Source organism: Streptomyces sp. P9-2, from assembly GCF_051903975.1.
Lineage (GTDB): Bacteria > Actinomycetota > Actinomycetes > Streptomycetales > Streptomycetaceae > Streptomyces > Streptomyces cellulosae.
Map to the genome: position 1 here is coordinate 833,332 of NZ_CP192633.1, position 21,308 is coordinate 854,639.

The 21,308-nt window shown below is 72.4% G+C and carries 24 protein-coding genes and 3 tRNA genes; 5 read left to right on the top strand and 22 right to left on the bottom strand.

The features are described from left to right. Nucleotides 1-46: 46 nt before the first annotated feature. Complete coding sequence (locus ACQY0Z_RS03870) at nt 47-1,087, top strand: adenosine deaminase (protein WP_189898915.1); 1,041 nt, start codon at nt 47-49, stop codon at nt 1,085-1,087. On the opposite strand, the gene ACQY0Z_RS03875 is transcribed toward ACQY0Z_RS03870, so the two are convergent. From ACQY0Z_RS03875 to ACQY0Z_RS03905, 7 genes are all read right to left on the bottom strand, one after another. Next, a complete protein-coding gene (locus tag ACQY0Z_RS03875; RefSeq protein WP_347224812.1) occupies nt 1,032-1,739 on the bottom strand; it encodes a hypothetical protein in 708 nt (235 codons plus the stop codon). The genes ACQY0Z_RS03870 and ACQY0Z_RS03875 overlap by 56 nt on opposite strands. A 62-nt stretch (nt 1,740-1,801) precedes the next feature. Beyond that, nucleotides 1,802-2,857, bottom strand: coding sequence for a UDP-N-acetylmuramate dehydrogenase (locus ACQY0Z_RS03880; RefSeq protein WP_439811831.1), 1,056 nt, complete (start codon nt 2,855-2,857; stop codon nt 1,802-1,804). A 70-nt stretch (nt 2,858-2,927) separates the two neighbouring features. Next, the gene (locus ACQY0Z_RS03885; RefSeq protein WP_189898983.1) at nt 2,928-3,356 is read right to left on the bottom strand and encodes a MaoC family dehydratase; all 429 of its coding nucleotides are present in this window, start codon (nt 3,354-3,356) and stop codon (nt 2,928-2,930) included. An 8-nt stretch (nt 3,357-3,364) separates the two neighbouring features. Further along, nucleotides 3,365-3,817 carry a MaoC family dehydratase N-terminal domain-containing protein gene (locus ACQY0Z_RS03890; protein ID WP_189898920.1) on the bottom strand — a complete coding sequence of 151 codons (453 nt, stop codon included), beginning with the start codon at nt 3,815-3,817 and terminating at the stop codon, nt 3,365-3,367. A 119-nt stretch (nt 3,818-3,936) separates the two neighbouring features. Continuing rightward, the gene (gene rpmG / locus ACQY0Z_RS03895; RefSeq protein WP_003948671.1) at nt 3,937-4,101 is read right to left on the bottom strand and encodes a 50S ribosomal protein L33; all 165 of its coding nucleotides are present in this window, start codon (nt 4,099-4,101) and stop codon (nt 3,937-3,939) included. Nucleotides 4,102-4,189: 88 nt separating this feature from the next. Next, nucleotides 4,190-4,262: transfer RNA gene (locus tag ACQY0Z_RS03900), tRNA-Met, on the bottom strand. Nucleotides 4,263-4,308: 46 nt separating this feature from the next. Next, nucleotides 4,309-4,381: transfer RNA gene (locus ACQY0Z_RS03905), tRNA-Thr, on the bottom strand. Nucleotides 4,382-4,591: 210 nt separating this feature from the next. Between ACQY0Z_RS03905 and ACQY0Z_RS03910 the strand changes: the two genes are divergently transcribed. After that, complete coding sequence (locus tag ACQY0Z_RS03910) at nt 4,592-5,860, top strand: amidohydrolase family protein (RefSeq protein ID WP_439811832.1); 1,269 nt, start codon at nt 4,592-4,594, stop codon at nt 5,858-5,860. A 64-nt stretch (nt 5,861-5,924) separates the two neighbouring features. After that, nucleotides 5,925-6,581, top strand: a complete 657-nt coding sequence (locus tag ACQY0Z_RS03915; RefSeq protein WP_189898924.1) for an NAD(P)H-binding protein — start codon at nt 5,925-5,927, stop codon at nt 6,579-6,581. A 37-nt stretch (nt 6,582-6,618) separates the two neighbouring features. Here ACQY0Z_RS03915 and ACQY0Z_RS03920 read toward each other — a convergent pair whose 3' ends face one another. Beyond that, nucleotides 6,619-6,831, bottom strand: coding sequence for a hypothetical protein (locus ACQY0Z_RS03920; protein ID WP_086703910.1), 213 nt, complete (start codon nt 6,829-6,831; stop codon nt 6,619-6,621). Nucleotides 6,832-6,998: 167 nt separating this feature from the next. Beyond that, nucleotides 6,999-7,080: transfer RNA gene (locus tag ACQY0Z_RS03925), tRNA-Tyr, on the bottom strand. A gap of 235 nt (nt 7,081-7,315) precedes the next feature. On the opposite strand from ACQY0Z_RS03925, the gene ACQY0Z_RS03930 reads away from it, so the two are divergent. Then, a complete protein-coding gene (locus tag ACQY0Z_RS03930; protein ID WP_019525250.1) occupies nt 7,316-7,804 on the top strand; it encodes a YajQ family cyclic di-GMP-binding protein in 489 nt (162 codons plus the stop codon). A gap of 69 nt (nt 7,805-7,873) precedes the next feature. Here ACQY0Z_RS03930 and ACQY0Z_RS03935 read toward each other — a convergent pair whose 3' ends face one another. Next, nucleotides 7,874-8,140 (bottom strand): GlsB/YeaQ/YmgE family stress response membrane protein, encoded by a 267-nt coding sequence (locus ACQY0Z_RS03935; RefSeq protein ID WP_026243884.1) that lies wholly within the window; start codon nt 8,138-8,140, stop codon nt 7,874-7,876. A gap of 92 nt (nt 8,141-8,232) precedes the next feature. Between ACQY0Z_RS03935 and ACQY0Z_RS03940 the strand changes: the two genes are divergently transcribed. After that, nucleotides 8,233-9,522 (top strand): APC family permease, encoded by a 1,290-nt coding sequence (locus ACQY0Z_RS03940; RefSeq protein WP_189898925.1) that lies wholly within the window; start codon nt 8,233-8,235, stop codon nt 9,520-9,522. A 146-nt stretch (nt 9,523-9,668) separates the two neighbouring features. Here ACQY0Z_RS03940 and ACQY0Z_RS03945 read toward each other — a convergent pair whose 3' ends face one another. From ACQY0Z_RS03945 to ACQY0Z_RS04000, 12 genes are all read right to left on the bottom strand, one after another. Beyond that, a complete protein-coding gene (locus ACQY0Z_RS03945; RefSeq protein WP_189898927.1) occupies nt 9,669-10,064 on the bottom strand; it encodes a YccF domain-containing protein in 396 nt (131 codons plus the stop codon). Then, nucleotides 10,061-10,921: a zinc metalloprotease HtpX gene (htpX, locus tag ACQY0Z_RS03950; RefSeq protein ID WP_189898929.1), complete on the bottom strand. Its 861-nt coding sequence runs from the start codon at nt 10,919-10,921 to the stop codon at nt 10,061-10,063. The genes ACQY0Z_RS03945 and htpX overlap by 4 nt, the downstream gene beginning before the upstream one ends. A 230-nt stretch (nt 10,922-11,151) precedes the next feature. After that, nucleotides 11,152-12,663: an NADH-quinone oxidoreductase subunit N gene (locus tag ACQY0Z_RS03955; RefSeq protein WP_189898931.1), complete on the bottom strand. Its 1,512-nt coding sequence runs from the start codon at nt 12,661-12,663 to the stop codon at nt 11,152-11,154. Further along, the gene (locus ACQY0Z_RS03960; RefSeq protein WP_439811833.1) at nt 12,660-14,234 is read right to left on the bottom strand and encodes a complex I subunit 4 family protein; all 1,575 of its coding nucleotides are present in this window, start codon (nt 14,232-14,234) and stop codon (nt 12,660-12,662) included. Before ACQY0Z_RS03960 ends, ACQY0Z_RS03955 begins: the two co-directional genes overlap by 4 nt. 6 nt (nt 14,235-14,240) lie before the next feature. Then, nucleotides 14,241-16,235, bottom strand: a complete 1,995-nt coding sequence (locus ACQY0Z_RS03965; RefSeq protein WP_347224817.1) for an NADH-quinone oxidoreductase subunit 5 family protein — start codon at nt 16,233-16,235, stop codon at nt 14,241-14,243. After that, nucleotides 16,232-16,636, bottom strand: a complete 405-nt coding sequence (gene nuoK, locus ACQY0Z_RS03970; RefSeq protein ID WP_189898936.1) for an NADH-quinone oxidoreductase subunit NuoK — start codon at nt 16,634-16,636, stop codon at nt 16,232-16,234. The genes ACQY0Z_RS03965 and nuoK overlap by 4 nt, the downstream gene beginning before the upstream one ends. Continuing rightward, nucleotides 16,636-17,304 carry an NADH-quinone oxidoreductase subunit J family protein gene (locus ACQY0Z_RS03975; RefSeq protein WP_189898938.1) on the bottom strand — a complete coding sequence of 223 codons (669 nt, stop codon included), beginning with the start codon at nt 17,302-17,304 and terminating at the stop codon, nt 16,636-16,638. Before ACQY0Z_RS03975 ends, nuoK begins: the two co-directional genes overlap by 1 nt. Next, nucleotides 17,301-17,858, bottom strand: a complete 558-nt coding sequence (locus tag ACQY0Z_RS03980) for a NuoI/complex I 23 kDa subunit family protein (protein WP_137209036.1) — start codon at nt 17,856-17,858, stop codon at nt 17,301-17,303. The genes ACQY0Z_RS03975 and ACQY0Z_RS03980 overlap by 4 nt, the downstream gene beginning before the upstream one ends. Further along, complete coding sequence (locus ACQY0Z_RS03985) at nt 17,858-18,826, bottom strand: complex I subunit 1/NuoH family protein (protein ID WP_028960056.1); 969 nt, start codon at nt 18,824-18,826, stop codon at nt 17,858-17,860. The genes ACQY0Z_RS03980 and ACQY0Z_RS03985 overlap by 1 nt, the downstream gene beginning before the upstream one ends. After that, entirely contained in the window at nt 18,823-20,208 is a 1,386-nt protein-coding gene (locus ACQY0Z_RS03990; RefSeq protein WP_439811834.1) for an NADH-quinone oxidoreductase subunit C, read from the bottom strand. Before ACQY0Z_RS03990 ends, ACQY0Z_RS03985 begins: the two co-directional genes overlap by 4 nt. Next, nucleotides 20,205-20,885 (bottom strand): NADH-quinone oxidoreductase subunit B, encoded by a 681-nt coding sequence (locus tag ACQY0Z_RS03995; RefSeq protein WP_439811835.1) that lies wholly within the window; start codon nt 20,883-20,885, stop codon nt 20,205-20,207. The genes ACQY0Z_RS03990 and ACQY0Z_RS03995 overlap by 4 nt, the downstream gene beginning before the upstream one ends. Next, nucleotides 20,876-21,268: an NADH-quinone oxidoreductase subunit A gene (locus tag ACQY0Z_RS04000; RefSeq protein ID WP_030823404.1), complete on the bottom strand. Its 393-nt coding sequence runs from the start codon at nt 21,266-21,268 to the stop codon at nt 20,876-20,878. Before ACQY0Z_RS04000 ends, ACQY0Z_RS03995 begins: the two co-directional genes overlap by 10 nt. Nucleotides 21,269-21,308: the final 40 nt, after the last annotated feature.

Genomic DNA, 21,308 nt, shown 5'->3' on the forward strand with positions numbered 1-21,308 from the left:
GGGAAAGCGCTACCGGGACGGCGGTGACGTACGGCAGGATCGGCGAATGGAGCGTGTACGTGATGTCTCTGAGCTGCCGAAGGCCCATCTGCATCTGCACTTCACCGGGTCGATGCGGCCCAGCACCCTGCTGGAGCTGGCCGACAAGTACGGGGTGCGCCTGCCCGAGGCGCTGACCGACGCCCTGACCGGCGGGGAGCCGCCGCGGCTGCGCGCCACGGACGAACGCGGCTGGTTCCGCTTCCAGCGCCTGTACGACGCGGCACGCTCGTGCATCAGATCGCCCGAGGACATCCAGCGCCTGGTGCGGGAGGCGGCCGAGGAGGACATCCGGGACGGCTCCGGCTGGCTGGAGATCCAGGTCGACCCCACCTCGTACGCGCCCCGGCTGGGCGGGCTGATCCCGGCGCTGGAGGTCATCCTGGACGCGGTGGACTCGGCGTCCCGCGACACCGGGCTCGGGATGCGGGTGCTGGTGGCCGCCAACCGGATGAAGCACCCCCTGGACGCCCGCACGCTGGCCCGTCTCGCCGTGCGCTACGCCGACCGTGGGATCGTCGGCTTCGGCCTCTCCAACGACGAGCGGCGCGGCATGGCCCGCGACTTCGACCGGGCGTTCGCCATCGCGCGCGGCGGCGGCCTGCTGTCGGCCCCGCACGGCGGCGAGCTGGCGGGCCCCTCGTCGGTGCGGGACTGCCTGGACGACCTGGAGGCGCACCGCATCGGCCACGGCGTGCGGGCGGCGGACGACCCGCGGCTGATGAAGCGGCTCGCGGACCGTGGCGTCACCTGCGAGGTGTGCCCGGCGTCGAACGTCGCCCTCGGCGTCTACGACAAGCTGGAGGACGTGCCGCTGCGCACGCTGTTCGAGGCAGGCGTGCCGATGGCGCTGGGCGCGGACGACCCCCTGCTGTTCGGCTCCCGGCTGGCGGCGCAGTACGAGATCGCACGGAAGTACCACGACTTCACCGACGCGGAGCTCGCCGAGCTGGCCCGGCAGTCCGTCCGGGGTTCGGCGGCGCCGGGGGACGTCAAGGAGAAGCTGCTGTCGGATGTCGACGCCTGGCTGACCGCCCCGGTGGGGTGAAGTGGGTGAGGGGCGGATACGGCTTGAAGCAGATCAGGACCTCGTGCGGGTGTCCTCCGCCCGGCTGCTGGACGAGGCCCGGAAGGTTCGACACCATCGCGAGCCGCCCCTGCGTGACGCCCTTCTGACGTGGCCCCCAGCCGGCCGCGCAGGCGAAGGACATGGCCGCCTCGGCGAAGACGTCCCGGCTGCCGAAGAGGAAGAAGGTGCGGGCGTGCAGGGTGTGCCGCAGTTCGTCACGGCAGCCGGGCAGCGCGGCGCGCTCGCGCCAGGCGGACGCGTCACGCGCGGTACGCGCCTCGTCGGTCCGCACGGTCAGGGGCGTGCCCTGTCCCAGCGCGCGGCGCAGCCGCGGCCACCGGCTCGGGCGCAGTCCGTAGGAGTGGTGGGCGAGGACGAGGTCCACACGCTCCCCCTGGCCCTCGTCGGGCGGCACCGTGTCGCGCAGCGGCACATGGACGACGGTGTGGCGGGAGTACGCGGCGAAGGAGAACAGGCCGGCGAGGCGGTTCAGCCCGTCGTGGTCGCCGAGGAGCAGGCCGATGGGCGCGGGGGCGAACAGCGACGTGTGGCGCAGCGGCCGGTGCGGCTGGACGACACGGTGTTCGTGCGGCCCTGTGCGGGGCCGGTACTGGAGCAGTCTCAGCTGCATGCGGGGAGCCTCACCGGCCCATGGTCACGGCCGGGTGAGCCCCTCGGCAACGGAGTTCGCGGCTAGAGGCTGACGCCCACCATGACCGGCTCGTTCACCAGGGTGATCCCGAACGCCTCGCGGACGCCCGTCACGACCTCGCGGGCCAGCGTCAGCAGGTCCTCCGTGGTGGCCTCGCCGCGGTTGGTGAGCGCGAGGGTGTGCTTGGTGGAGATGCGGGCGGGCCCGCTGCCGTACCCCTTGGTGAAGCCCGCCTTGTCGATCAGCCAGGCCGCGGAGGTCTTGGTGAGCCCTTCCCCGGCGGGGTAGGCAGGCGGCTCCACGCCGTCCCCCAACCGCTCCCGCACACGCGTACGGAATGCGGCGAACGTCTCGTCGTCGAGAATCGGGTTGGTGAAGAAGGAGCCGGCCGACCAGGTGTCGTGGTCCTCCGGGTCCAGCACCATGCCCTTGCCTGCGCGGAGTTTCAGCACCGTGTCCCGGGCGGTGCCCAGCGGCACCCGCTCGCCGGGCGCGACGCCGAGCACGCGGGCGGTCTCGGCGTACCTGACCGGCCCGGACATCCCGCCGGCGTCCTCCAGCCGGAAGCGGACGCGCAGGACGACATAGCGCTCGGGGTCGGCCTTGAAGCGGCTGTGCCGGTAGGAGAAGGCGCACTCCTCGTTGGAGAGGGTGACGGTCTCGCCGGAGCGCCGGTCGTAGGCGACGACCTCGGTGATCGTCGAGGCGACCTCCTGGCCGTACGCGCCGACGTTCTGGATGGGGGTGGCGCCCGCGGAGCCGGGGATGCCGGCCAGGCACTCGATGCCGGCGAGTCCGGCATCGACGCCGGCGGCGACGGCGTCGGTCCACACCTCGCCGGCGGCCAGCTCCAGGCGCGTGCCGTCGAGGGTGACGCCCTTGGTGGCGACGACGAGCGCCGTGCCGTCGAAGCCCTTGTCGCCGATGACCAGGTTGGAGCCGCCGCCGATGACCAGCAGCGGGGTGCCCGCGGCGTCGGCCTCGCGGACGGCGGCGATCACCTCGTCGTCGGTGGTCGCGGTGACCAGCCGGGTGGCGGGGCCGCCCAGCCGGAAGGTGGTCAGCGGGGCGAGGGGGGCGTCGTGGAGTTCCTGCACGGGCTCAAGACTACGAGACGGCGCCGCCGCCCCCGCTCCCCCGCCGCCGCTGCTCCGGGTCGGGCCCAGCTCAGGCCAGCCGTACGACCGCGCGCGAGGCGCCGAGGACCTTCTGTCCGGCGCTGGTCGCGGTGAGGTCGACGCGAACGGTGTTGTCGTCGAGCTTGGCGGCGACCTTGCCGCTGACCTCGATGACGGCGCCCTTGTCGTCGTCGGGCACGACGACCGGGCGGGTGAAGCGGACGCCGTACTCGACGACCGCTCCGGGGTCGCCCACCCAGTCGGTCACGACGCGGATCGCCTCGGCCATGGTGAACATGCCGTGCGCGATGACGTCGGGCAGCCCGACCTCCTTGGCGAACCGCTCGTTCCAGTGGATGGGGTTGAAGTCGCCGGAGGCTCCCGCGTACTGGACGAGGGTGGCGCGCGTCACGGGGAACGTCCGCGCGGGCAGCTCGGTGCCGACCTCGACGTCGGCGTAGGAGATCTTCGCCGTCATGGTGTGGTTCACGCCTCCTCGGCCGCGCGGGCCACCAGCTTGGTCCAGGCGGTCACGACGTGCTCGCCGTTCTGGTCGTGCACCTCGCCGCGGATGTCCAGTATGTCGTTGCCCGCCATCGTCCGGACGGTCTCGATGGTGGAGGTGACGGTCAGCCGGTCGCCGGCGCGCACGGGCCGGTTGTAGGCGAACTTCTGGTCGCCGTGCACCACCCGGCTGTAGTCCAGGCCGAGCTGCGGGTCGGCGACGACCTGGCCGGCTGCCTTGAACGTGATGGCGAACACAAAGGTCGGCGGGGCGATCACATCGGGGTGGCCGAGCGCCTGGGCCGCCTCCGCGTCCGTGTACGCCGGGTTGGCGTCCCCCACGGCCTCGGCGAACTCGCGGATCTTCTCCCGGCCCACCTCGTAGGGCTCGGTGGGCGGGTAGGTCCGCCCCACGAAGGACTGGTCGAGCGCCATGCGCGTGGCACCTCCTGTGTCGGTCCAGGACCGACGTGTCTCACGATGTGTGGTGTCGGTGGGGAAACGACACGAGGCCGCCCCCCGAGTGGGGGGACGGCCTCGTGTACGAGCCTGTTTTATCGCGTCTCGCGGTGCGCGGTGTGCGCATTGCAACGCGGGCAGTGCTTCTTCATCTCCAGGCGATCCGGGTTGTTACGCCGGTTCTTCTTGGTGATGTAGTTCCGCTCCTTGCACTCCACGCAGGCCAGCGTGATCTTCGGGCGGACGTCGGTGGCAGCCACGTGAGTGCTCCTTGACGAACGGATGGACTTGATTAACGCAAGAAGAGTAGCCGATCGAAGGACCGACCCCGCAATCGGCTACTGACAGTAGCGGTGACCGGACTTGAACCGGTGACACAGCGATTATGAGCCGCTTGCTCTACCGACTGAGCTACACCGCTTTGATGCGATCGGGCCCCGCCTCACGGCGGGAACCTCTCACACCAGAGCCCCAAAACGGAATCGAACCGTTGACCTTCTCCTTACCATGGAGACGCTCTGCCGACTGAGCTATTGGGGCGAGCGATGAAGACATTACACGGTCCGCCGCCGTTCGCCCAAATCCGTTTCCGGTCCCTGTCCCCCCTGCCGGGCGGACGGGCCACACCGGTACGACTATTGCGCTCCTCCCGGCGCTGGACGGAGGGCCGTCCTACGCTCGACTCACTCTGCGTGATCTTGTCTCAGCGTGACGTGCGTCCTCGTGCGCAGCCCGAGCCCCAGGAGCGCGATGCCCGACAACCGGCCGCAGCCACCCTCCCAGCCGTGGTCCTCGCCCTCCGGTTCCGGCCCTGCCGACCCTCCCCCGCTCCTCCTGTGCGGCGCCCGTCTCACCGACGGGCGGACCGTGGACGTACGGCTCGGCGGCGGGCGCATCGAGGCCGTCGGCACGGCGGGCATCCTCACGGCGGACGCCACGCGCGCGTGCGTGCCGCGGCTCGACCTCACCGGCTACCTGCTGCTGCCGGCGCCGGCCGAACCGCACGCCCACGCGGACACCGCCCTCTCCGCCGACGGTCCCGGCCCCGTCTCCCAGGACCCCCAGGACGTGCAGCGCCGGGCGACGGAGGCGGCGCTGCTCCAGCTGGGGCACGGGGCGACGGCCCTGCGCGCGCACGTGCGCGTGGGGGACATGGCGGGGCTCGGCGCGTTGCGGGCCGTGCTGCGCGCGGCGCGCTCGCTGCGCGGGCTGGCCGAACTGACCACGGTGGCGATGCCCCGGGTGCTGACCGGGGTGGCCGGGGCGGACGGGCTCGCGATGCTGCGGGACGCGGTGAAGATGGGCGCGTCCGTGGTGGGCGGCTGCCCGGACCTCGACCCCGACCCCACGGGCTATGTGGAAGCGGTGCTGGAGACGGCCTCCGAGCACGGACTGCCGGTCGATCTGCACACCGACGCGTCCGACCCGGCCCGCCTTGCCCGCCTCGCGGCGATGGCGGGCGGCCTGCGCCCTGGGGTGACGCTCGGCCCGTGCGGGGGCCTGTCCGCCCTCCCGGCGGACGTCGCGGCCCGTACGGCGGAGCGGATCGCGGCGGCCGGGGTGACGGTGGTGTGCCTGCCCCAGGGCGGCTGCGGCGCGGCGGAGGGCCGGGACACGGCGCCGGTACGACTGCTCCGCACGGCGGGCGTACGGGTGGCGGCGGGCAGCGGCTCGTTGCGGGACGTGTCGAACCCGGTGGGCCGGGGCGACCCGCTGGAGGCGGCGTACCTGTTGGCCTCCTGTCAGGGACTGTCCCCGGAGGACGCGTACGCGGCGGTGAGCGCGCGGGCGCGGGCGGCGATGGGGCTGCCGGAGGTGCGGGTGGAGGCGGGTTTCCCCGCCGACCTGCTGGCGGTCCGGGGCGACGGCCTGCCGGCGGCGCTGTCGTTGGCGTACAGCCGGATCGTGGTGCACGGGGGGCGGGTGGTGGCCCGCACGAGCGCGGTGCGGGAGTACTGCGACTCGGCGGCGTCTGGCACGGTCCCTGGGCTGCCGCGGCAGGGGCGGGGGCCGGCGTAGGCGGTTCCCGGAGGCCGGGTGGGTCGCGCGGCGGACCGGCCGGGTACGACGTACGGTCGAAGGCATGCGCATTGTCATCGCTGGTGGTCATGGTCAGATCGCGCTGCGGCTGGAGCGGTTGCTCGTCGCGCGCGGGGACGAGGCGGCGGGCATCATCCGCAAACCCGAACAGGCGGACGACCTGCGGGAGCTGGGTGCGGAGCCGATCGTCCTCGACCTGGAGTCGGCGTCCGTGGAGGAGGTCGCGCGGGCCCTGGAGGGCGCGGACGCGGCGGTGTTCGCCGCGGGTGCGGGTCCGGGCAGCGGCGTGGACCGTAAGGAGACGGTGGACAAGGCGGCGGCGATCCTGTTCGCGGACGCGGCCGTACGGGCGGGCGTACGCCGGTTCGTGATCGTGTCGTCGATGGGCGCGGACCCGGAGCACCAGGGCGACGAGGTCTTCGACGTGTACCTGCGCGCCAAGGGCGAGGCGGACGCGTATGTGCGGAGCCTGGACGCCCTGGACTGGACGATTCTGCGGCCGGGTCAGCTGACGGACGAGCCGGGCACGGGCCTGGTCCGCCTGGAGGCCCGTACGGGCCGCGGCTCCATCCCCCGCGACGACGTGGCGGCGGTCCTGGCGGAACTGGTGGACACGCCCGCGACGGCGGGCCTGACCCTGGAACTGATCAGCGGCTCCGTGCCCGTGTCGGTGGCGGTGAGGTCGGTCGCGGGCAACTGAGCGGGCACACCTGGGCCTGTTCGGGGACCCGGGGTGTTCAGAAGAGGGGCATCTGCCCGGGGAACGGCGGTACGACGTAACCGTCCAACGACGGCTGCTCGGGACCCGGTTGGGCGAGCCGCCGGGACCCCGGGCAGGAGGTCAGCTCCCCGCTGCCACGGGCACCGGGCGGATCGTGCCGCGCGTACCGCCCGGCGACGACGGCGATCTCACGACGACACTCGGGACAGGGGCGACGGCGGGGCGACATGGGTCCAGTGTGCCCGTGCGTGGCAGCCGGGTGCCGGAGCGTCAGGCGGCCTCGGGGGTATTCGGGGGCATCCCGAGGCTCCGTGGTGACCAAGACGGCTCACCACCACATGACGAAGGGCCCGTGACCTGCTGCGTAAGCAGGTCACGGGCCCTGTCGTTCCCGTGTGGCGGCGCCAGGATTCGAACCTGGGAAGGCGAAGCCGGCAGATTTACAGTCTGCTCCCTTTGGCCGCTCGGGCACACCGCCGGGGTTGCTTCACTGAACCTCGCCTTCCGGCGGTGCTCGCTGGCAACGACGTAAACAATACCCGATGGACCGGGGTGCTCCGCCACCCGATTGATCGCCACCCCGGGGCCGGGGGGTGACTAGGCTGGTCCGGATGCGGTCCGGGGCCGATGCCGGGCTCGGTGGCCGCCTCGAGTACGCCGGTACGCACCGGTGCGCAGCCCGATACGCACCCCGAATCAAGGAGCCACAGGACATGGCCGACTCCAGTTTCGACATCGTCTCGAAGGTCGAGCGGCAGGAGGTCGACAACGCCCTCAACCAGACCGCCAAGGAGATCTCGCAGCGCTACGACTTCAAGGGCGTGGGCGCCTCGATCTCGTGGTCCGGGGAGAAGATCCTCATGGAGGCGAACTCCGAGGACCGGGTGAAGGCAGTCCTCGACGTCTTCCAGTCCAAGCTGATCAAGCGGGGCATCTCCCTGAAGGCCCTGGACGCGGGTGAGCCGCAGCTCTCGGGCAAGGAGTACAAGATCTTCGCGACGATCCAGGAGGGCATCTCCCAGGACAACGCGAAGAAGGTCGCGAAGATCATCCGCGACGAGGGCCCCAAGGGCGTGAAGGCCCAGGTGCAGGGCGACGAGCTGCGCGTCAGCTCCAAGAGCCGCGACGACCTCCAGGCCGTCATCGCGCTGCTCAAGGGCAAGGACTTCGACTTCGCCCTGCAGTTCGTGAACTACCGGTAGGGACGGCGGTCGCGCCGGACGGATGGACGGGGAAGGGTGGGTGCCGGCTGGGCGCCCACCCTTTGTGCGTCAGTCGCGCGAGTGGCCGAACAGGATGCGGTACGCGATCAGCAGGACCAGCGAACCACCGATCGCGGCCACCCACGTGGTGCCGTCGTAGAAGTCCTTGCTGATCGGGTGGTCCAGCCAGCGGGACGAGATCCAGCCGCCGATGAAGGCGCCGGCGACGCCGATCAGGGTCGTGCCGACGAGGCCGCCCGGGTCGCGGCCGGGCAGCAGGAACTTCGCGATGGCTCCGGCCAGCAGGCCCAGAATGATCCAGCTGATGATCGTCATGCCGAGTACCTGCCCTTTCACGCCGGCCTTTGCACCATGAAGGACGTCACGAGTACACCTTCCGGTTGCCGTTGATCAGTAGGGTGCGGCCCATGACGAACGCCCCCGCCGGTCCCGGCACTTCCGGACTGCGCCGCACCCTCGGTACGGGCGACGCCGTCGTCGTCGGCCTGGGCGCGATGCTCGGCGCGGGCATCTTCGCCGCGCTCGCGCCCGCCGCGCGGGCCGCCGGTTCGGCGCTGCTCCTCGGGCTGGCCGTCGCCGCCGTCGTCGCCTACTGCAACGCCGGTTCGTCGGCCCGCCTGGCCGCCCTGTACCCGGCCTCGGGCGGCACGTACGTGTACGGCCGCGAGCGGCTCGGGGAGTTCTGGGGCTACCTCGCCGGGTGGGCCTTCGTCGTCGGCAAGACGGCGTCCTGCGCGGCGATGGCGCTCACCGTCGGCGCGTACGTCTGGCCGGGGCAGGCGCACGCCGTGGCGGTCGGCGCCGTGGTGCTGGTCACGGCGGTCGACTACGGCGGGGTGCAGAAGTCTGCGTGGGTGACGCGGGCGATCGTGGGTGTGGTCCTGGCGGTCCTCGCTTCCGTGGTGGTCGTGTGCCTGACGTCCGGTGACGCCGACCCGGGCCGGCTGGACGAGGGCGCGTCGGGCGGGGCCGGCGGGGTGCTCCAGGCTGCCGGTCTGCTGTTCTTCGCGTTCGCCGGGTACGCGCGGATCGCGACCCTCGGAGAGGAGGTACGGGATCCTGCGCGCACGATCCCGCGGGCCGTCCGGGTGGCGCTGGGCATCGCGCTCGCCGCGTACGCGGGTGTCGCCGTCGCTGTCCTTTCCGTGCTGGGTGCGGAGTCGTTGGGTGCGTCCGTCGCGCCGCTGGCCGACGCGGTGCGGGCGGCCGGGGTGCCCGGGCTCGCACCGGTGGTGCGGGTGGGTGCGGCGGTCGCCGCGCTGGGGTCGCTGCTCGCCCTGCTGCTCGGGGTGTCGCGGACGACGCTTGCCATGGCCCGGGACCGGCACCTCCCGGGCCGACTGGCCGCCGTCCATCCGCGGTTCCACGTACCGCACCGGGCGACGCTGGCCGTGGGCGGTGTCGTCGCCGTCCTGGCCGCCACCGTCGACGTGCGGGGCGCTGTCGGGTTCTCCTCCTTCGGTGTGCTGACGTACTACGCCGTGGCGAACGCCTCGGCCTGGACACTGCGTCGGGATGTCGCGGCCCGGGTGGCGCCGGCGGTGGGGTTCGCCGGGTGCCTGGCGCTGGCGTTCTCCCTGCCCTGGACCTCGGTGGCCGCGGGCGCGGCGGTGCTCTGTGCGGGTGTGGTGGCGTACGGGGTGCGGAAGGCGTGGGGGCGTGAACAGGGTGATGATCCGGATCCGGGCGGGCGGTGACCCGTCCGTGCATTCATGATGCGCGGCGATCGCGGGACGTGTGCGGGGCTGTGGACAACCCGGCGGTTGTGGACAACTCCCCCGCCCTTCGGCCCAAGGCCCGCCCCGGCAGGTCCAGCCCAGCCACCGGCAGGGGCTTCCTCACCTCACCAGCGGTCCGTGAACGCCCGGTCCGTGCGGACGATCTCGCGGCCCAGCGGGAACAGCGAGACCGGGATCAGCTTGAAGTTGGCGACGCCGAGCGGGATGCCGATGATCGTGACGCACAGGAGGAAGCCCGTGACGATATGGCCGAGGGCCAGCCACCAGCCCGCGAGGATCAGCCACAGCACGTTGACGATGAACGACGGGGCGCCGGCGTCGCGGCGCTCGACCGTCGTGTACCCGAACGGCCACAGGGCGTAGACGCCGATGCGGAAGGCGGCCACGCCGAAGGGTATGCCGATGATCGTGACGCACAGCAGCAGGCCGGCCACCATGTAGCCGAGGAACAGCCAGAAGCCGCTGAAGACGAGCCAGATGAGATTCAGGATGGTCTTCACAGGTGGCCTGCCATCTTCTCGAGCCGGGCGATGCGTTCCGGCATCGGCGGGTGGGTGGAGAACATCTTCGTGAGGCCCTGCCCCGGGCGGAAGGGGTTCGCGATCATCATGTGGCTGGCCGTCTCGATCCGCGGCTCAGGGGGCAGCGGGAGCTGCTTGGTGCCCAGTTCCAGCTTGCGCAGGGCGCTCGCCAGGGCCAGAGGGTCGCCGGTGAGCTGAGCGCCCGAGGCGTCCGCCTCGTACTCGCGGGAGCGGCTGATGGCCAGCTGGATGAGGGACGCGGCCAGCGGGCCCAGGATCAGGATCAGCAGCATGCCGAGCAGGCCCGGGCCGTCGTCGTCGTCCGAGCGGCCGATCGGGATCAGCCAGGCGAAGTTGACCAGGAACATGATCACGGAGGCGAGGGCGCCTGCGACCGAGGAGATCAGGATGTCGCGGTTGTAGACATGGCTGAGCTCGTGGCCGATGACGCCGCGCAGCTCCCGCTCGTCGAGGAGGCGCAGGATGCCTTCCGTGCAGCACACCGCCGCGTTGCGCGGATTGCGGCCGGTGGCGAAGGCGTTGGGGGCCTCCGTCGGCGAGATGTAGAGGCGGGGCATGGGCTGGCGGGCCTGCGTGGACAGTTCACGGACCATTCGGTACAGCCCGGGGGCCTCGAACTCGCTCACCGGGCGCGCCCGCATCGCGCGCAGGGCCAGCTTGTCGCTGTTCCAGTACGCGTAGGCGTTGGTGCCCAGGGCGACGACGACGGCGATGACGAGCCCCATGCGGCCGAAGAAGCTGCCGATGACGATGATGAGCGCGGACAGTCCCCCGAGGAGGACCGCGGTCCTGATCCCGTTGTGCCGGCGGTGCACGGTACGCCCTCCAAGTCGTGCGGCAGGGGAACCCTTGCTTGCTGATCTTCCGTCTGACCTGCGCTGCCCACTGATGCCGTGGTGTCACGTCCAGTGGACCCTCCCGTACCGGTCAACGCCAGGCGAAGGGCACTAGTTCCCTTGTGCGCGTGGTGGCGCGTGTCAACCGTCCGGGTGAACGGTCCCGCGAGGCAGGACGGGCGGCTACGCGCGCGTGGAGCGCGGGACGCCTAGAAGAGCCCGGTCTCCGTGAAGCGCAGCACCAGTTGCGGGGCGCCGGACAGGGCGATGCCGAGGACGCCGGTCAGGGCGAGTGCCGCGGTGAGCGGGGCGGGGAGGCGGTGAGCCACTGCCTCGCCCTCGGGGGCCGTCTCCGGCGCGCGGAACAGCAGCGCCGTCCAGCGCAGGTAGTACACCAGCGCGATGACGACGTTGACGGCCATGACGACGGCCAGCCAGCCCAGCCCCGCGTCGACGGCCGCCGCGAACACGGTGACCTTGGCGAAGAGGCCGATGACGCCCGGTGGGAGGCCGGCGAGGCACAGCAGGAAGAAGCCCATGAGCAGCGCGGTGAGCGGGCTCGCGGCGTACAGGCCGCGGTAGTCGGCGACCCGGTTGAGCCGGTGCGCGCGGCCGACGAGGGCGGCGACCGCGAAGGCGCCCAGGTTCACGGCGCCGTACATGAGGGCGTAGGCGAGGGTGGAGCCGATCGACTTCTCGGGGTCGTCGGAGTACCCGGCGGCGGCGATCGGTACGAGCAGGTAGCCGGCCTGTCCCACGGACGACCAGGCGAGCAGGCGTACGGCGCTGTACGCGCGCGTGGACTGCTGGCGCAGGGCGCCGACATTGCCGACGGTCATGGTGAGCGCGGCCAGCACGGCCAGGGCGGGGGCCCAGGCGTCGGCGTACGAGGGGAGGGCGAGGACGGTGACGAGGATGAGGCCGGAGAAGCCGACCGCCTTGCCGATGACGGACAGGTAGGCGGCGATCGGCAGGGGGGCGCCGACGTAGGTGTCGGGGACCCAGAAGTGGAAGGGGACGGCGGCCGTCTTGAAGGCGAAGCCGACGAGGGTGAGGACGACGCCGGTCTGGGCGAGGGTGGCGAGCTGCCCGTCGACGTCCTGGATGCGTTCGGCGACCCGGGTGAGGTGGAGGGTGCCGGTGGCGGCGTAGACGAAGCTGATGCCGAGCAGGCTGACCGCGGTGGCGGTGACCGAGGACAGGAAGAACTTCAGGGCCGCCTCGGAGGACCGCCGGTCGCCGTGGCGCAGGCCGACCAGGGCGAACGCGGGCAGCGAGGCGACCTCCAGGGCGACGACGAGGGTCGCGAGGTCCCGGGAGGCGGGCAGCAGGGCCGCGCCGGCGGCGGAGGACAGGAACAGGAACCAGTACTCGCCCTCGGGGAGCCGCTTGCCGGAGTCCTTCAGCGCGGTCACCGACAGCAGGGCGGACAGCAGGGCGCCGCCGAGCACCAGGAACTGGATGACGAGGGTGAAGCGGTCCGCGGTGTAGCTGCACACCTCGGTGTCGCCGACCAGGCAGAAGGTGGAGCGGCCGGCGTCGAGGAGCGGCAGCAGCATGAGCGCGGCGGCCGCGAGTCCGGCCACGGAGATCCAGCCGAGCAGCGGCTTCCTGGACTCCGCGAGGAACAGGTCGGCGACCAGTACGACGAGTCCGGCGACCGCCGCGACGGTGGGCGGTGCGACGGCCAGCCAGTCGACGGACTGGACGAGGGAGCTCATCGGGTGCCTCCTGCGAGGAGCTGCTGCACGGCCGGGTCGGTCAGCCCGAGGAGAGCCTTGGGCCACAGGCCGGCGACGACGGTGAGGACGACGAGCGGGGTCCAGGCCGCGAACTCGTAGGAGCGCACGTCGGTGTAGGCCGGCGTGTCCTTCGGCGCGCCCCCCATGCAGACGCGGCGGACCACGATCAGCAGGTAGGCGGCGGTGAGCAGGGTGCCGAACGCGCCGATCGACATGAAGGTGAGGAAGGCCGGACGGTTCAGCCCCTCGGCGGGGTCGAAGGCGCCGAACAGCGCCAGCATCTCGCCCCAGAACCCGGCGAGGCCGGGCAGGCCGAGGGAGGCGACGGCGGCGAAGGCCAGCAGGCCGCCGAGGCGGGGCGCCCTGCCGTAGAGGGCGGCCCCGGTCTCCTGGGCGAGGGCGTCGAGGTCGGTGCTGCCGGTGCGTTCCTTCAGGCCTCCGACCAGGAAGAACAGCAGGCCGGTGATGAGGCCGTGGGCGATGTTGGCGAACAGGGCGCCGTTGACGCCGGTCGGGGTCATGGTCGCGATGCCGAGCAGCACGAAGCCCATGTGGCCGACGGAGGAGTAGGCGATCAGGCGCTTGAGGTCGCCCTTCGATCCCTTCCTGGCCAGGGCGAGGCAGGCCAGGGACCCGTAGACGATGCCGACGACGGCGAACGCGGCGAGGTACGGCGCGAAGGTGCGGAAGCCGTCGGGCGCGGCCGGGAGCAGGATGCGGACGAAGCCGTACGTGCCCATCTTCAGCAGGACGCCGGCGAGCAGGACCGAGCCGACCGTCGGGGCGGCGGTGTGGGCGTCGGGCAGCCAGCTGTGCAGCGGCCACATCGGCGTCTTCACGGCGAGCCCGATCCCGATCGCCAGAACGGCGATGACCTGCACGGACACGGAGAGTGACCGGCCGTTGTCAGTGGCGAGTGCCACCATGTCGAACGTGCCCGCCTTGATTCCGATCAGGAGCAGGCCGAGCAGCATGACCACCGAGCCGAGGAGCGTGTACAGGATGAACTTCCAGGCGCCCTCGGCCCGGCCCTCGCCGCCCCACCGGGCGATGAGGAAGTACATGGGGATCAGGACGGTCTCGAAGGCGAGGAAGAACAGGACGAGGTCGAGGACGGCGAAGGTCGCCAGCGTGCCGGACTCGAGGACGAGCAGCAGGGCGACGAAGGCCTTCGGGGACGGTCCCGCGGGCGGCTTGAAGTACGAGTAGAGGGCGCTGAGGAAGGTCAGCAGGGCGGTCAGGACCAGAAGGGGGAGCGAGATGCCGTCGATGCCGAGGTGGATCCGCACGTCGAGTGCGGGGATCCAGCTGATGTCGGTCGTGGCCTGCATCGTCGACGGGTGGTCGTGGTCGAAGCCGAGCGCCAGGACGATCGCGGCGATGAGGATCACGCCGGTGACGGTGACGCCGTGGCGGAGCACGGCCTGCTCGGGCGACGTCCCCTTCAGCCCGGGCGGGGCGGGCAGCAGAGCGGCGGCCGCGCCGAGGAGCGGGCCGACGACGGTCAATGCCAGAAGGAACTGCATCACGGACTCGTTGATATCGATCACGCCTGCTCACGCTCCCGTGGCGACGAGGACGGCGGCGACCGCGAGGACGACGGTGCCGGCGAGCAGCGCGCTCACATAGGTCTGCAGATTGCCGGTCTGGGCGCGTCGTACGGCGGCGCCGAGCCAGCGGGGCAGGGCGCCCGCGCCGCGTACGTAGGTGTCGACCACCTCCCGGTCGAGGAACCGCACGAGGCTCGCGCCGGCCCTCACCGGGCGGACGAAGAGCGCCGAGTACACGGCGTCCAGGTGGAAGCCGACGGCGGCGTGCCGGTGCAGCCGGCCGAGCAGCAGCCGCCCGGGGTCCGACGGGTCGGCCGCGTACGCGACGTCCCCGTAGGCCGGTTCATGGCTGGCGATGGCCTCCGCCTCGACCTGTCCGGCGTCTGCCTCCGGGTGGGCGGCGACGGCGCCGAGGGGGACGCGGGCGGCGTGCGCGGTGGTGTGCCGCCAGGTGGCGTAGGTGACGATGCCGCCGACCAGGGCCACGCCCGTGCCGAGCACGGAGGTGGTGAGGGTCGGGGTGAGGTCGTGCCCGTCGAACCAGTCGGGCAGGACCCGGAAGGCGAAGCCGCCGAACGCCAGCGACGGCACGGCGAGCACCCACAGCACGGTGGTCATGGTGAGCGGCTCCCGGCCGTGGTCGGGCGCCTCGGGGCCGCTGCCGCGGAAGGCGAGCAGCCACAGCCGTGTCGCGTACGCGGCGGTGAGGAGGGCGGTGATCAGTCCGGCGAGGAGGACGATCCAGCCCGCGGCGGCGGGGGCGTGCTCGGTGTGGCCGGTGACGACGTGTTCGGCGACGCCGAGGACGGCCTCCTTGGAGAAGAAACCGCTGAACGGCGGGATCGCGGCGAGCGCGAGCAGCGCCACGGTCATCGTCCAGTAGGCGTCGGGGACGCGGTCGCGCAGACGGCTCATGCGGGACATGGCGGCGAGGGAGTTGGTGCCTGCGGCGTGGATGATCACGCCGGCGGCGAGGAACAGCAGCGCCTTGAAGGCGCCGTGGGACAGGAGGTGGAAGACGGCGGCACCCCGGTCGGCGACGGCGAGGGCGCCGGTCATGTAGCCGAGCTGGCCGATCGTCGAGTAGGCGAGGACGCGTTTGATGTCGTCCTGGGCGAGGGCGGCCAGCGCCGAGCCGGTCATCGTCACGGCGGCCATGACGGCGAGGACGGTCATGGCGGCCTGCGAGGCCTCGAAGAGCGGAAGGAGACGGGCGACGAAGTAGACGCCGGCGGCGACCATCGTCGCGGCGTGGATCAGCGCGGAGACGGGGGTGGGGCCCGCCATCGCGTCCGGCAGCCAGGTGTGCAGCGGGAACTGCGCCGACTTGCCGGCCACGCCCGCGAGGAGCAGCAGGGAGATCAGCGTCGGGTGGTCGATGCCGCCGTGCGCGACGGCGCCGAGGATCCGGGTGAGGCGGAAGGACCCGGCGTCGGCGGCGAGCGCGAACAGACCGATGAGGAAGGGGACGTCGCCGAGCTTGGTGACCAGGAAGGCCTTCAGGGAGGCGGCGCGCGCCTCGGGGGTCTCCCAGTAGTGGCCGACGAGGAAGTAGGAGCAGATGCCCATCACTTCCCAGCCGACCAGCAGCACCATCAGGTCGCCGGTGTAGACGACCAGGAGCATCGCGGAGGTGAACAGCGAGACGAGAGCGGCGTACGACGGGTAGCGCGGGTCGTCGCGCAGATAGCCGGTGGAGTAGATCTGCACGCAGGTCGCCACGGTGGCGACGACCAGGGCGGTGAGGGCGGCGAAGCCGTCGATGTGCAGGGCGAGTTCGATGGGGACCGAGCCGGTGGGGGTGAGTTCGGTCGCGGCGTCGACCGGGGCGCCGCCGCCCTGGCGCGCGGCGACGGTGGCGGCGAGCGCGAGGGAGGCGAGCGTCGGCAGGACGGCGAGCGGGCGGGCGAAGCCGGGCGCGGTGCGGCCCAGCAGCAGTCCGGCGAGCGCGCCGAGGAACGGAAGAAGGGGGACGAGGACGGCGAGGGTGGTCGTGGTCACGCGGTGGCCTCGGCCTTCTCGCCGGCGGCCGGGGCGGGGATGGCACGGCCGGAGGCGTCGCTGTCGGGGTCGTCGGGGTCGTGTCCCTCGGCGGTGTCGCGGAGCCGGTCGATGTCCGAGGTGCCGCGGTTGCGGTACACGGCGAGGACGATCGCGAGGCCGATGCCGATCTCGGCGGCCGCGATGGCGATGGTGAACAGCGCCAGGGCCTGGCCGGAGTGGAGGGTGTCCTCGGCGGCCCGGCTGAGCCAGGCGTCGAAGGCGACGAGGTTGAGGTTGACGGCGTTGAGCATCAGCTCGACCGACATCAGCACCAGGATCGCGTTGCGGCGGGCGAGGACGCCGTAGAGGCCGGTGCAGAAGAGGAGGGCGGCGAGGACGGCGGGATAGGCGAGGTGCATCAGCGGGCCCCTTCCTGGTCGCGCCGGGCGCGGGTCGCGCCGGCCGCCGGGCCGGACCCGGCCGCGTCCTTCGCGCCGGGCGCGGAGTCGCCGTTGGCCTTGCGGGACAGGACGATCGCGCCGACGAGCGCGGCGAGGAGGAGGACGGAGAGGGCCTCGAAGGGGAGGACCCAGTGCTGGAAGAGGCCGGCGCCGGTCACCTCGGTGGTGCCGGAAGGGGCGCCGTCCAGGTCGATCCAGGTGGTGCGGAAGGCGTCGACGACCACCCAGACCAGGGCGGCCGCCGCGGCGACGGCGACGGTGAACGCGACCCAGCGGTTGCCGGAGTCGGCGTCCGGGGAGCGGCCGATGGGGGCGCGGGTGAGCATCAGCCCGAACAGGAGGAGGACGACGACGGAGCCCACGTAGATGAGGACCTGCACCCAGGCGATGAACTCGGCGGTGAGCAGCAGGTATTCGACGGCGAGCCCGCCGAGGGCCACCACCAGCCACAGGGCGGCGTGCACCAGTTGCCGGGTGGTGACGGTGACGACGGCGGCCCCGAGGGTGACCAGGCCGACCAGGAGGAAGGTGATCTCCACGCCGGTCGGGGAGAGGAAACCGGGCGACTCGGCCGCCCGGTGCGCGGTGCCGGCCGCGAGCGCGCCGGCGGTCGCTGCGGTGCTCATGCGCGGCCCTCCTGACCCGGTTCGCCGTCCTGGGCGGCCGCCAGTTTGTCGGCGGTCTTGCGGGCGGCGGCGACTTCCTTGGGTTCCTCCGCGCCCGGGTCGAGGGCGGGCGGGGCCGGGACGGTCCACATCCACTCGCGGAGCTTGTCCCGCTCGTGGGTGAGGTCACGGATGTCGGTCTCCGCGTACTCGAACTCCGGGGACCAGAACAGCGCGTCGAAAGGACAGACCTCGATGCAGATACCGCAGTACATGCACAGGGAGAAGTCGATGGCGAACCGGTCGAGGACGTTGCGGCTGCGCTCGCGGCCGCCGGGGGCGGCGGGCGGGACGGTCTCCTTGTGCGAGTCGATGTAGATGCACCAGTCGGGACACTCGCGGGCGCACAGCATGCAGACCGTGCAGTTCTCCTCGAACAGGCCGATCACCCCGCGGCTGCGGGGCGGCAGCTCGGGCTGCGTGTCCGGGTACTGGGCGGTGACGGACTTCCGCGTCATCGTCCGCAGCGTGACGGCCAGGCCCTTGGCCAGGCCGGAGCCGGGGATCGGGGCCATTACAGGAACACCACCTTGACGACGCCGGTGAGGGCGATCTGGGCGAGGGCAAGAGGGACGAGGAGGGTCCAGGCGAACTTCTGCAGCTGGTCCTCGCGCAGGCGCGGATAGCTGACGCGCAGCCAGATGACGACGAAGGCGAGGACGGCGGTCTTCAGCAGGGTCCACACCCAGCCGAGCCCGTCGGCGCCCCAGGGGCCGTGCCACCCGCCGAGGAACAGGACGGTGGTCAGGCCGCACAGCACGACGATCCCGGCGTACTCGGCGAGGAGGAACAGGGCGAAGCGCAGGCCGGTGTACTCGGTGTACGCGCCGAAGATGATCTCCGAGTCGGCGACCGGCATGTCGAAGGGAGGTCGCTGGAGTTCGGCGAGGCCCGCGATGAAGAAGACCAGCGCGCCGGTGATCTGCCACGGCAGCCACCACCACTCGAACGCGTCGAGGATGCCGACGAGGGAGACGGTCCCGGCGGCCATCGCCACGGAGGCGGCGGTGAGCAGCATCGGCAGTTCGTACGCGAGGAGCTGGGCGGCGGTGCGCAGGCCGCCGAGGAGGGAGAACTTGTTGGCGGACGCCCAGCCGGCCATGAGCGAACCGAGGACGCCGACGCCCATCACGGCCAGGACGAAGAACACGCCCGCGTCCAGCACCTGGCCGACCGCGCCCTCACCCGGCCCGATCGGGATCGCGAGCAGCACGAGGAGGTACGGCAGCAGCGCCACGGCCGGGGCGAGCTGGAAGATACGGCGGTCCGCACCGGCCGGGACGACGTCCTCCTTCTGCGCGAACTTCACACCGTCGGCGATGAGCTGGGCCCAGCCGTGGAAGCCGCCCGCGTACATGGGGCCGAGGCGGCCCTGCATGTGCGCCATCACCTTGTGCTCGGTCTGGCCCACGAGCAGGGGGAAGGTCAGGAAGACGACGAACACGACGAGGAGTCGCAGAGCGACGTCGAGAACGTCGGTCACCGCGTGCCTCCTGAGGGGTCGTCGGGGGTGGTCGTGTCGGGGCGCGGGCCCTCGTCCGGCTCGGAGGCCGACCCCGGCTCGGAGGCCGACCCCGGCTCGGAGGCCGACTCCGGTTCGGGCTCAGGTCGCGGGGCAGTCTCCGGCCCGGTGCTCGGCTCCGGACGCGCCTCGGCGCTCGGTTCGGGCTCAGGCTCGGTGCTCGGCTCCGGACGCGGTTCGGGGTGCGGCTCGGGACGCGCCTCGGCGCTCGGTTCGGGGCGAGGCGCGGACTCCGACTCCCGCTCCCGCTCCTCGAACGCCGGCCGGGCGTGGTGCCACGGAGCGTCCGGGCTACGGGGAGCAACGGGCGGCTTGCGGTCGCGGGGTTCCCCGGCGGGCGCCGCTGCCGTGTCGTCGGCGGCCGGCGCCTGGTCCTGCGCCCCACGCTGCGACGCCGATCCCTCGGACGCGGACCGCGCCCGGCGGGGGCCGCCCGTGCCCGGGCCGCCCTCTCGCTGCGACGCCGAGCCCTCGCTCGCGCTGCGGGCCCGGCGCGCGGGGGCGTCCGGCCGCTGGCTCGCGGAGCCCTCGGACGCCGACCGCGCCCGACGAGGCGCAGCGCCCTCACCGGCACCCCGCTGACTGGCCGACCCCTCCGACACCGACCGCGCCCTGCGCGGGGTGACCGGCGGCTCGGCCGCACCCACGTCCGCCCCAGCAACCTGGCTCGCCGAGCCCTCGGAGACGGAGCGGGTGCGGCGGGGCGGGCGTTCGCCCGGGGTGCGGGCCGACGCGGTGGCCGTGCGGCGGGCGGGGCGGGCCGGGGCGGGCGGGAGCTGGCCCTTGAGCGGGCCCCACTCGTTCGGGTCGGGCACGCCCGGCGGCAGCATCTGGCGCCGCTTGGGTCCGCCGTGCTCCGACTCGCCCGGCTCCTTGGCGCCGGGCCACGCCTTGGCAACCCGGGCCGCGAGGACGAAGTCCTTGCGCAGCGGGTGGCCCTCGAAGGTGTCGGGCAGCAGCAGGTGGTCGAGTCCGGGGTGTCCGGTGAAGTCGACGCCGAACATCTCGTGGGTCTCGCGCTCGTGCCAGGCCGCGCCCGCGTAGACGTCCACGGCGGACGGCAGGACGGGCACCTCGTGCGGCACGGTGGTGCGCAGCAGCAGCCGCCGTACCGGGGCGAGGGCGGCGACGTGGGCGGTCACGCGGAAGCCGGTGCCGGGTTCGTCGACCGCGCTCAGCCAGTCGAAGAAGGTGCAGCCGAGGCGGTCGCGGGCGGCTTCGAGGGCGGGGATCCAGGCGTCGGACGGCACGTCGACGGTGAGGACGTCGTACGCCTCCTCCGCCGTGGCCTGCGCGCCGAACAGGTCCTCGACGTCCGCGGGGAGCCAGCCGACGGCGGTCATCGGATCTCCCCCTCACCCTTCGTGCCGTCCTCCGGCGCGGACGGCCGGACCTCACCCTTGGTTCCGTTGGTTCCGTCCTTGGGCGCGGGCGGCTGCACCAGCCCACTCTGCAGCGCCGCCGCCGAGGGACGCCCGGCCGAGGGACTCCCGGCGGAGCCGGTGCCGTAGCGCTCGCCCAGGGACTCCCGGGCGATCTTCTCCTGGAGCTTGAGGATGCCCTGGAGGAGCGCCTCGGGCCGGGGCGGGCAGCCGGGGACGTAGACGTCGACGGGGATGATCTGGTCGACGCCCTTGGTGACGGAGTAGGAGTCCCAGTAGGGGCCGCCGCAGTTGCTGCACGCGCCGAAGGAGATGACGTACTTCGGCTCGGGCATCTGTTCGTACAAGCGCTTGACCGCGGGCGCCATCTTGTCGGTGACCGTGCCGGAGACGACCATCAGGTCGGCCTGGCGCGGGCCCGGCGCGAAGGGGATCACGCCCAGGCGGATGAAGTCGTGCCGAGCCATCGACGCGGCGATGAACTCGATGGCGCAGCAGGCGAGGCCGAAGTTGAAGACCCAGAGCGAGTAGCGGCGGCCCCAGTTGAGGACCACCTTCATCGGCTCGGGGGCCAGGCGCGCGAGGGCGCCCAGCCGCTTCGGCTCGGGCAGCGGTACGGGCTCCGGGGTCACGTCCATGTCAGGACGCCCTTCTTGTATGCGTAGAGCAGGCCCACGGCGAGGAAGCCGAGGAAGACGAACATCTCCACGAGGGTGGTCGCGCCGTAGCCGTCGGCGGCGAAGACGGTCGCCCAGGGGAAGAGGAAGATCGAGTCGACGGCGAAGATCACGTAGAGGAAGGCGTAGACGTAGTAACGGACCTGGGTGTGGGCCCAGCCCTCGCCGACGGGGTCGACGCCGCACTCGTACGTCAGCAGTTTCTCCGGCGTGGGCACCACCGGCCGCAGCAGGCGGCCCGCGCCGAAGGCGACGGCGACGAACAGCAGGCCGACGACGGCGAGCAGTCCGACCACCGAGTAGGACTGGAAGTAGTCCGCCGCGACGACGGTCGTTTCCCGCACGTCCGCCCCTCACTCCTCAGATCGGCGACCAGGCTCCTGC

What these genes read in the sequence shown, in the direction of transcription:
- ACQY0Z_RS03870 (WP_189898915.1), top strand. Translation starts at nt 47, where the DNA reads ATGGAGCGTGTACGTGATGTCTCTGAGCTGCCGAAGGCCCATCTGCAT.
- ACQY0Z_RS03875 (WP_347224812.1), bottom strand. Translation starts at nt 1,739, where the DNA reads ATGCAGCTGAGACTGCTCCAGTACCGGCCCCGCACAGGGCCGCACGAA.
- ACQY0Z_RS03885 (WP_189898983.1), bottom strand. Translation starts at nt 3,356, where the DNA reads ATGACGGCGAAGATCTCCTACGCCGACGTCGAGGTCGGCACCGAGCTG.
- ACQY0Z_RS03890 (WP_189898920.1), bottom strand. Translation starts at nt 3,817, where the DNA reads ATGGCGCTCGACCAGTCCTTCGTGGGGCGGACCTACCCGCCCACCGAG.
- ACQY0Z_RS03910 (WP_439811832.1), top strand. Translation starts at nt 4,592, where the DNA reads ATGCCCGACAACCGGCCGCAGCCACCCTCCCAGCCGTGGTCCTCGCCC.
- ACQY0Z_RS03915 (WP_189898924.1), top strand. Translation starts at nt 5,925, where the DNA reads ATGCGCATTGTCATCGCTGGTGGTCATGGTCAGATCGCGCTGCGGCTG.
- ACQY0Z_RS03920 (WP_086703910.1), bottom strand. Translation starts at nt 6,831, where the DNA reads ATGTCGCCCCGCCGTCGCCCCTGTCCCGAGTGTCGTCGTGAGATCGCC.
- ACQY0Z_RS03930 (WP_019525250.1), top strand. Translation starts at nt 7,316, where the DNA reads ATGGCCGACTCCAGTTTCGACATCGTCTCGAAGGTCGAGCGGCAGGAG.
- ACQY0Z_RS03935 (WP_026243884.1), bottom strand. Translation starts at nt 8,140, where the DNA reads ATGACGATCATCAGCTGGATCATTCTGGGCCTGCTGGCCGGAGCCATC.
- ACQY0Z_RS03940 (WP_189898925.1), top strand. Translation starts at nt 8,233, where the DNA reads ATGACGAACGCCCCCGCCGGTCCCGGCACTTCCGGACTGCGCCGCACC.
- ACQY0Z_RS03955 (WP_189898931.1), bottom strand. Translation starts at nt 12,663, where the DNA reads ATGAGCTCCCTCGTCCAGTCCGTCGACTGGCTGGCCGTCGCACCGCCC.
- nuoK (WP_189898936.1), bottom strand. Translation starts at nt 16,636, where the DNA reads ATGCACCTCGCCTATCCCGCCGTCCTCGCCGCCCTCCTCTTCTGCACC.
- ACQY0Z_RS03975 (WP_189898938.1), bottom strand. Translation starts at nt 17,304, where the DNA reads ATGAGCACCGCAGCGACCGCCGGCGCGCTCGCGGCCGGCACCGCGCAC.
- ACQY0Z_RS03980 (WP_137209036.1), bottom strand. Translation starts at nt 17,858, where the DNA reads ATGGCCCCGATCCCCGGCTCCGGCCTGGCCAAGGGCCTGGCCGTCACG.
- ACQY0Z_RS03990 (WP_439811834.1), bottom strand. Translation starts at nt 20,208, where the DNA reads ATGACCGCCGTCGGCTGGCTCCCCGCGGACGTCGAGGACCTGTTCGGC.
- ACQY0Z_RS03995 (WP_439811835.1), bottom strand. Translation starts at nt 20,885, where the DNA reads ATGGACGTGACCCCGGAGCCCGTACCGCTGCCCGAGCCGAAGCGGCTG.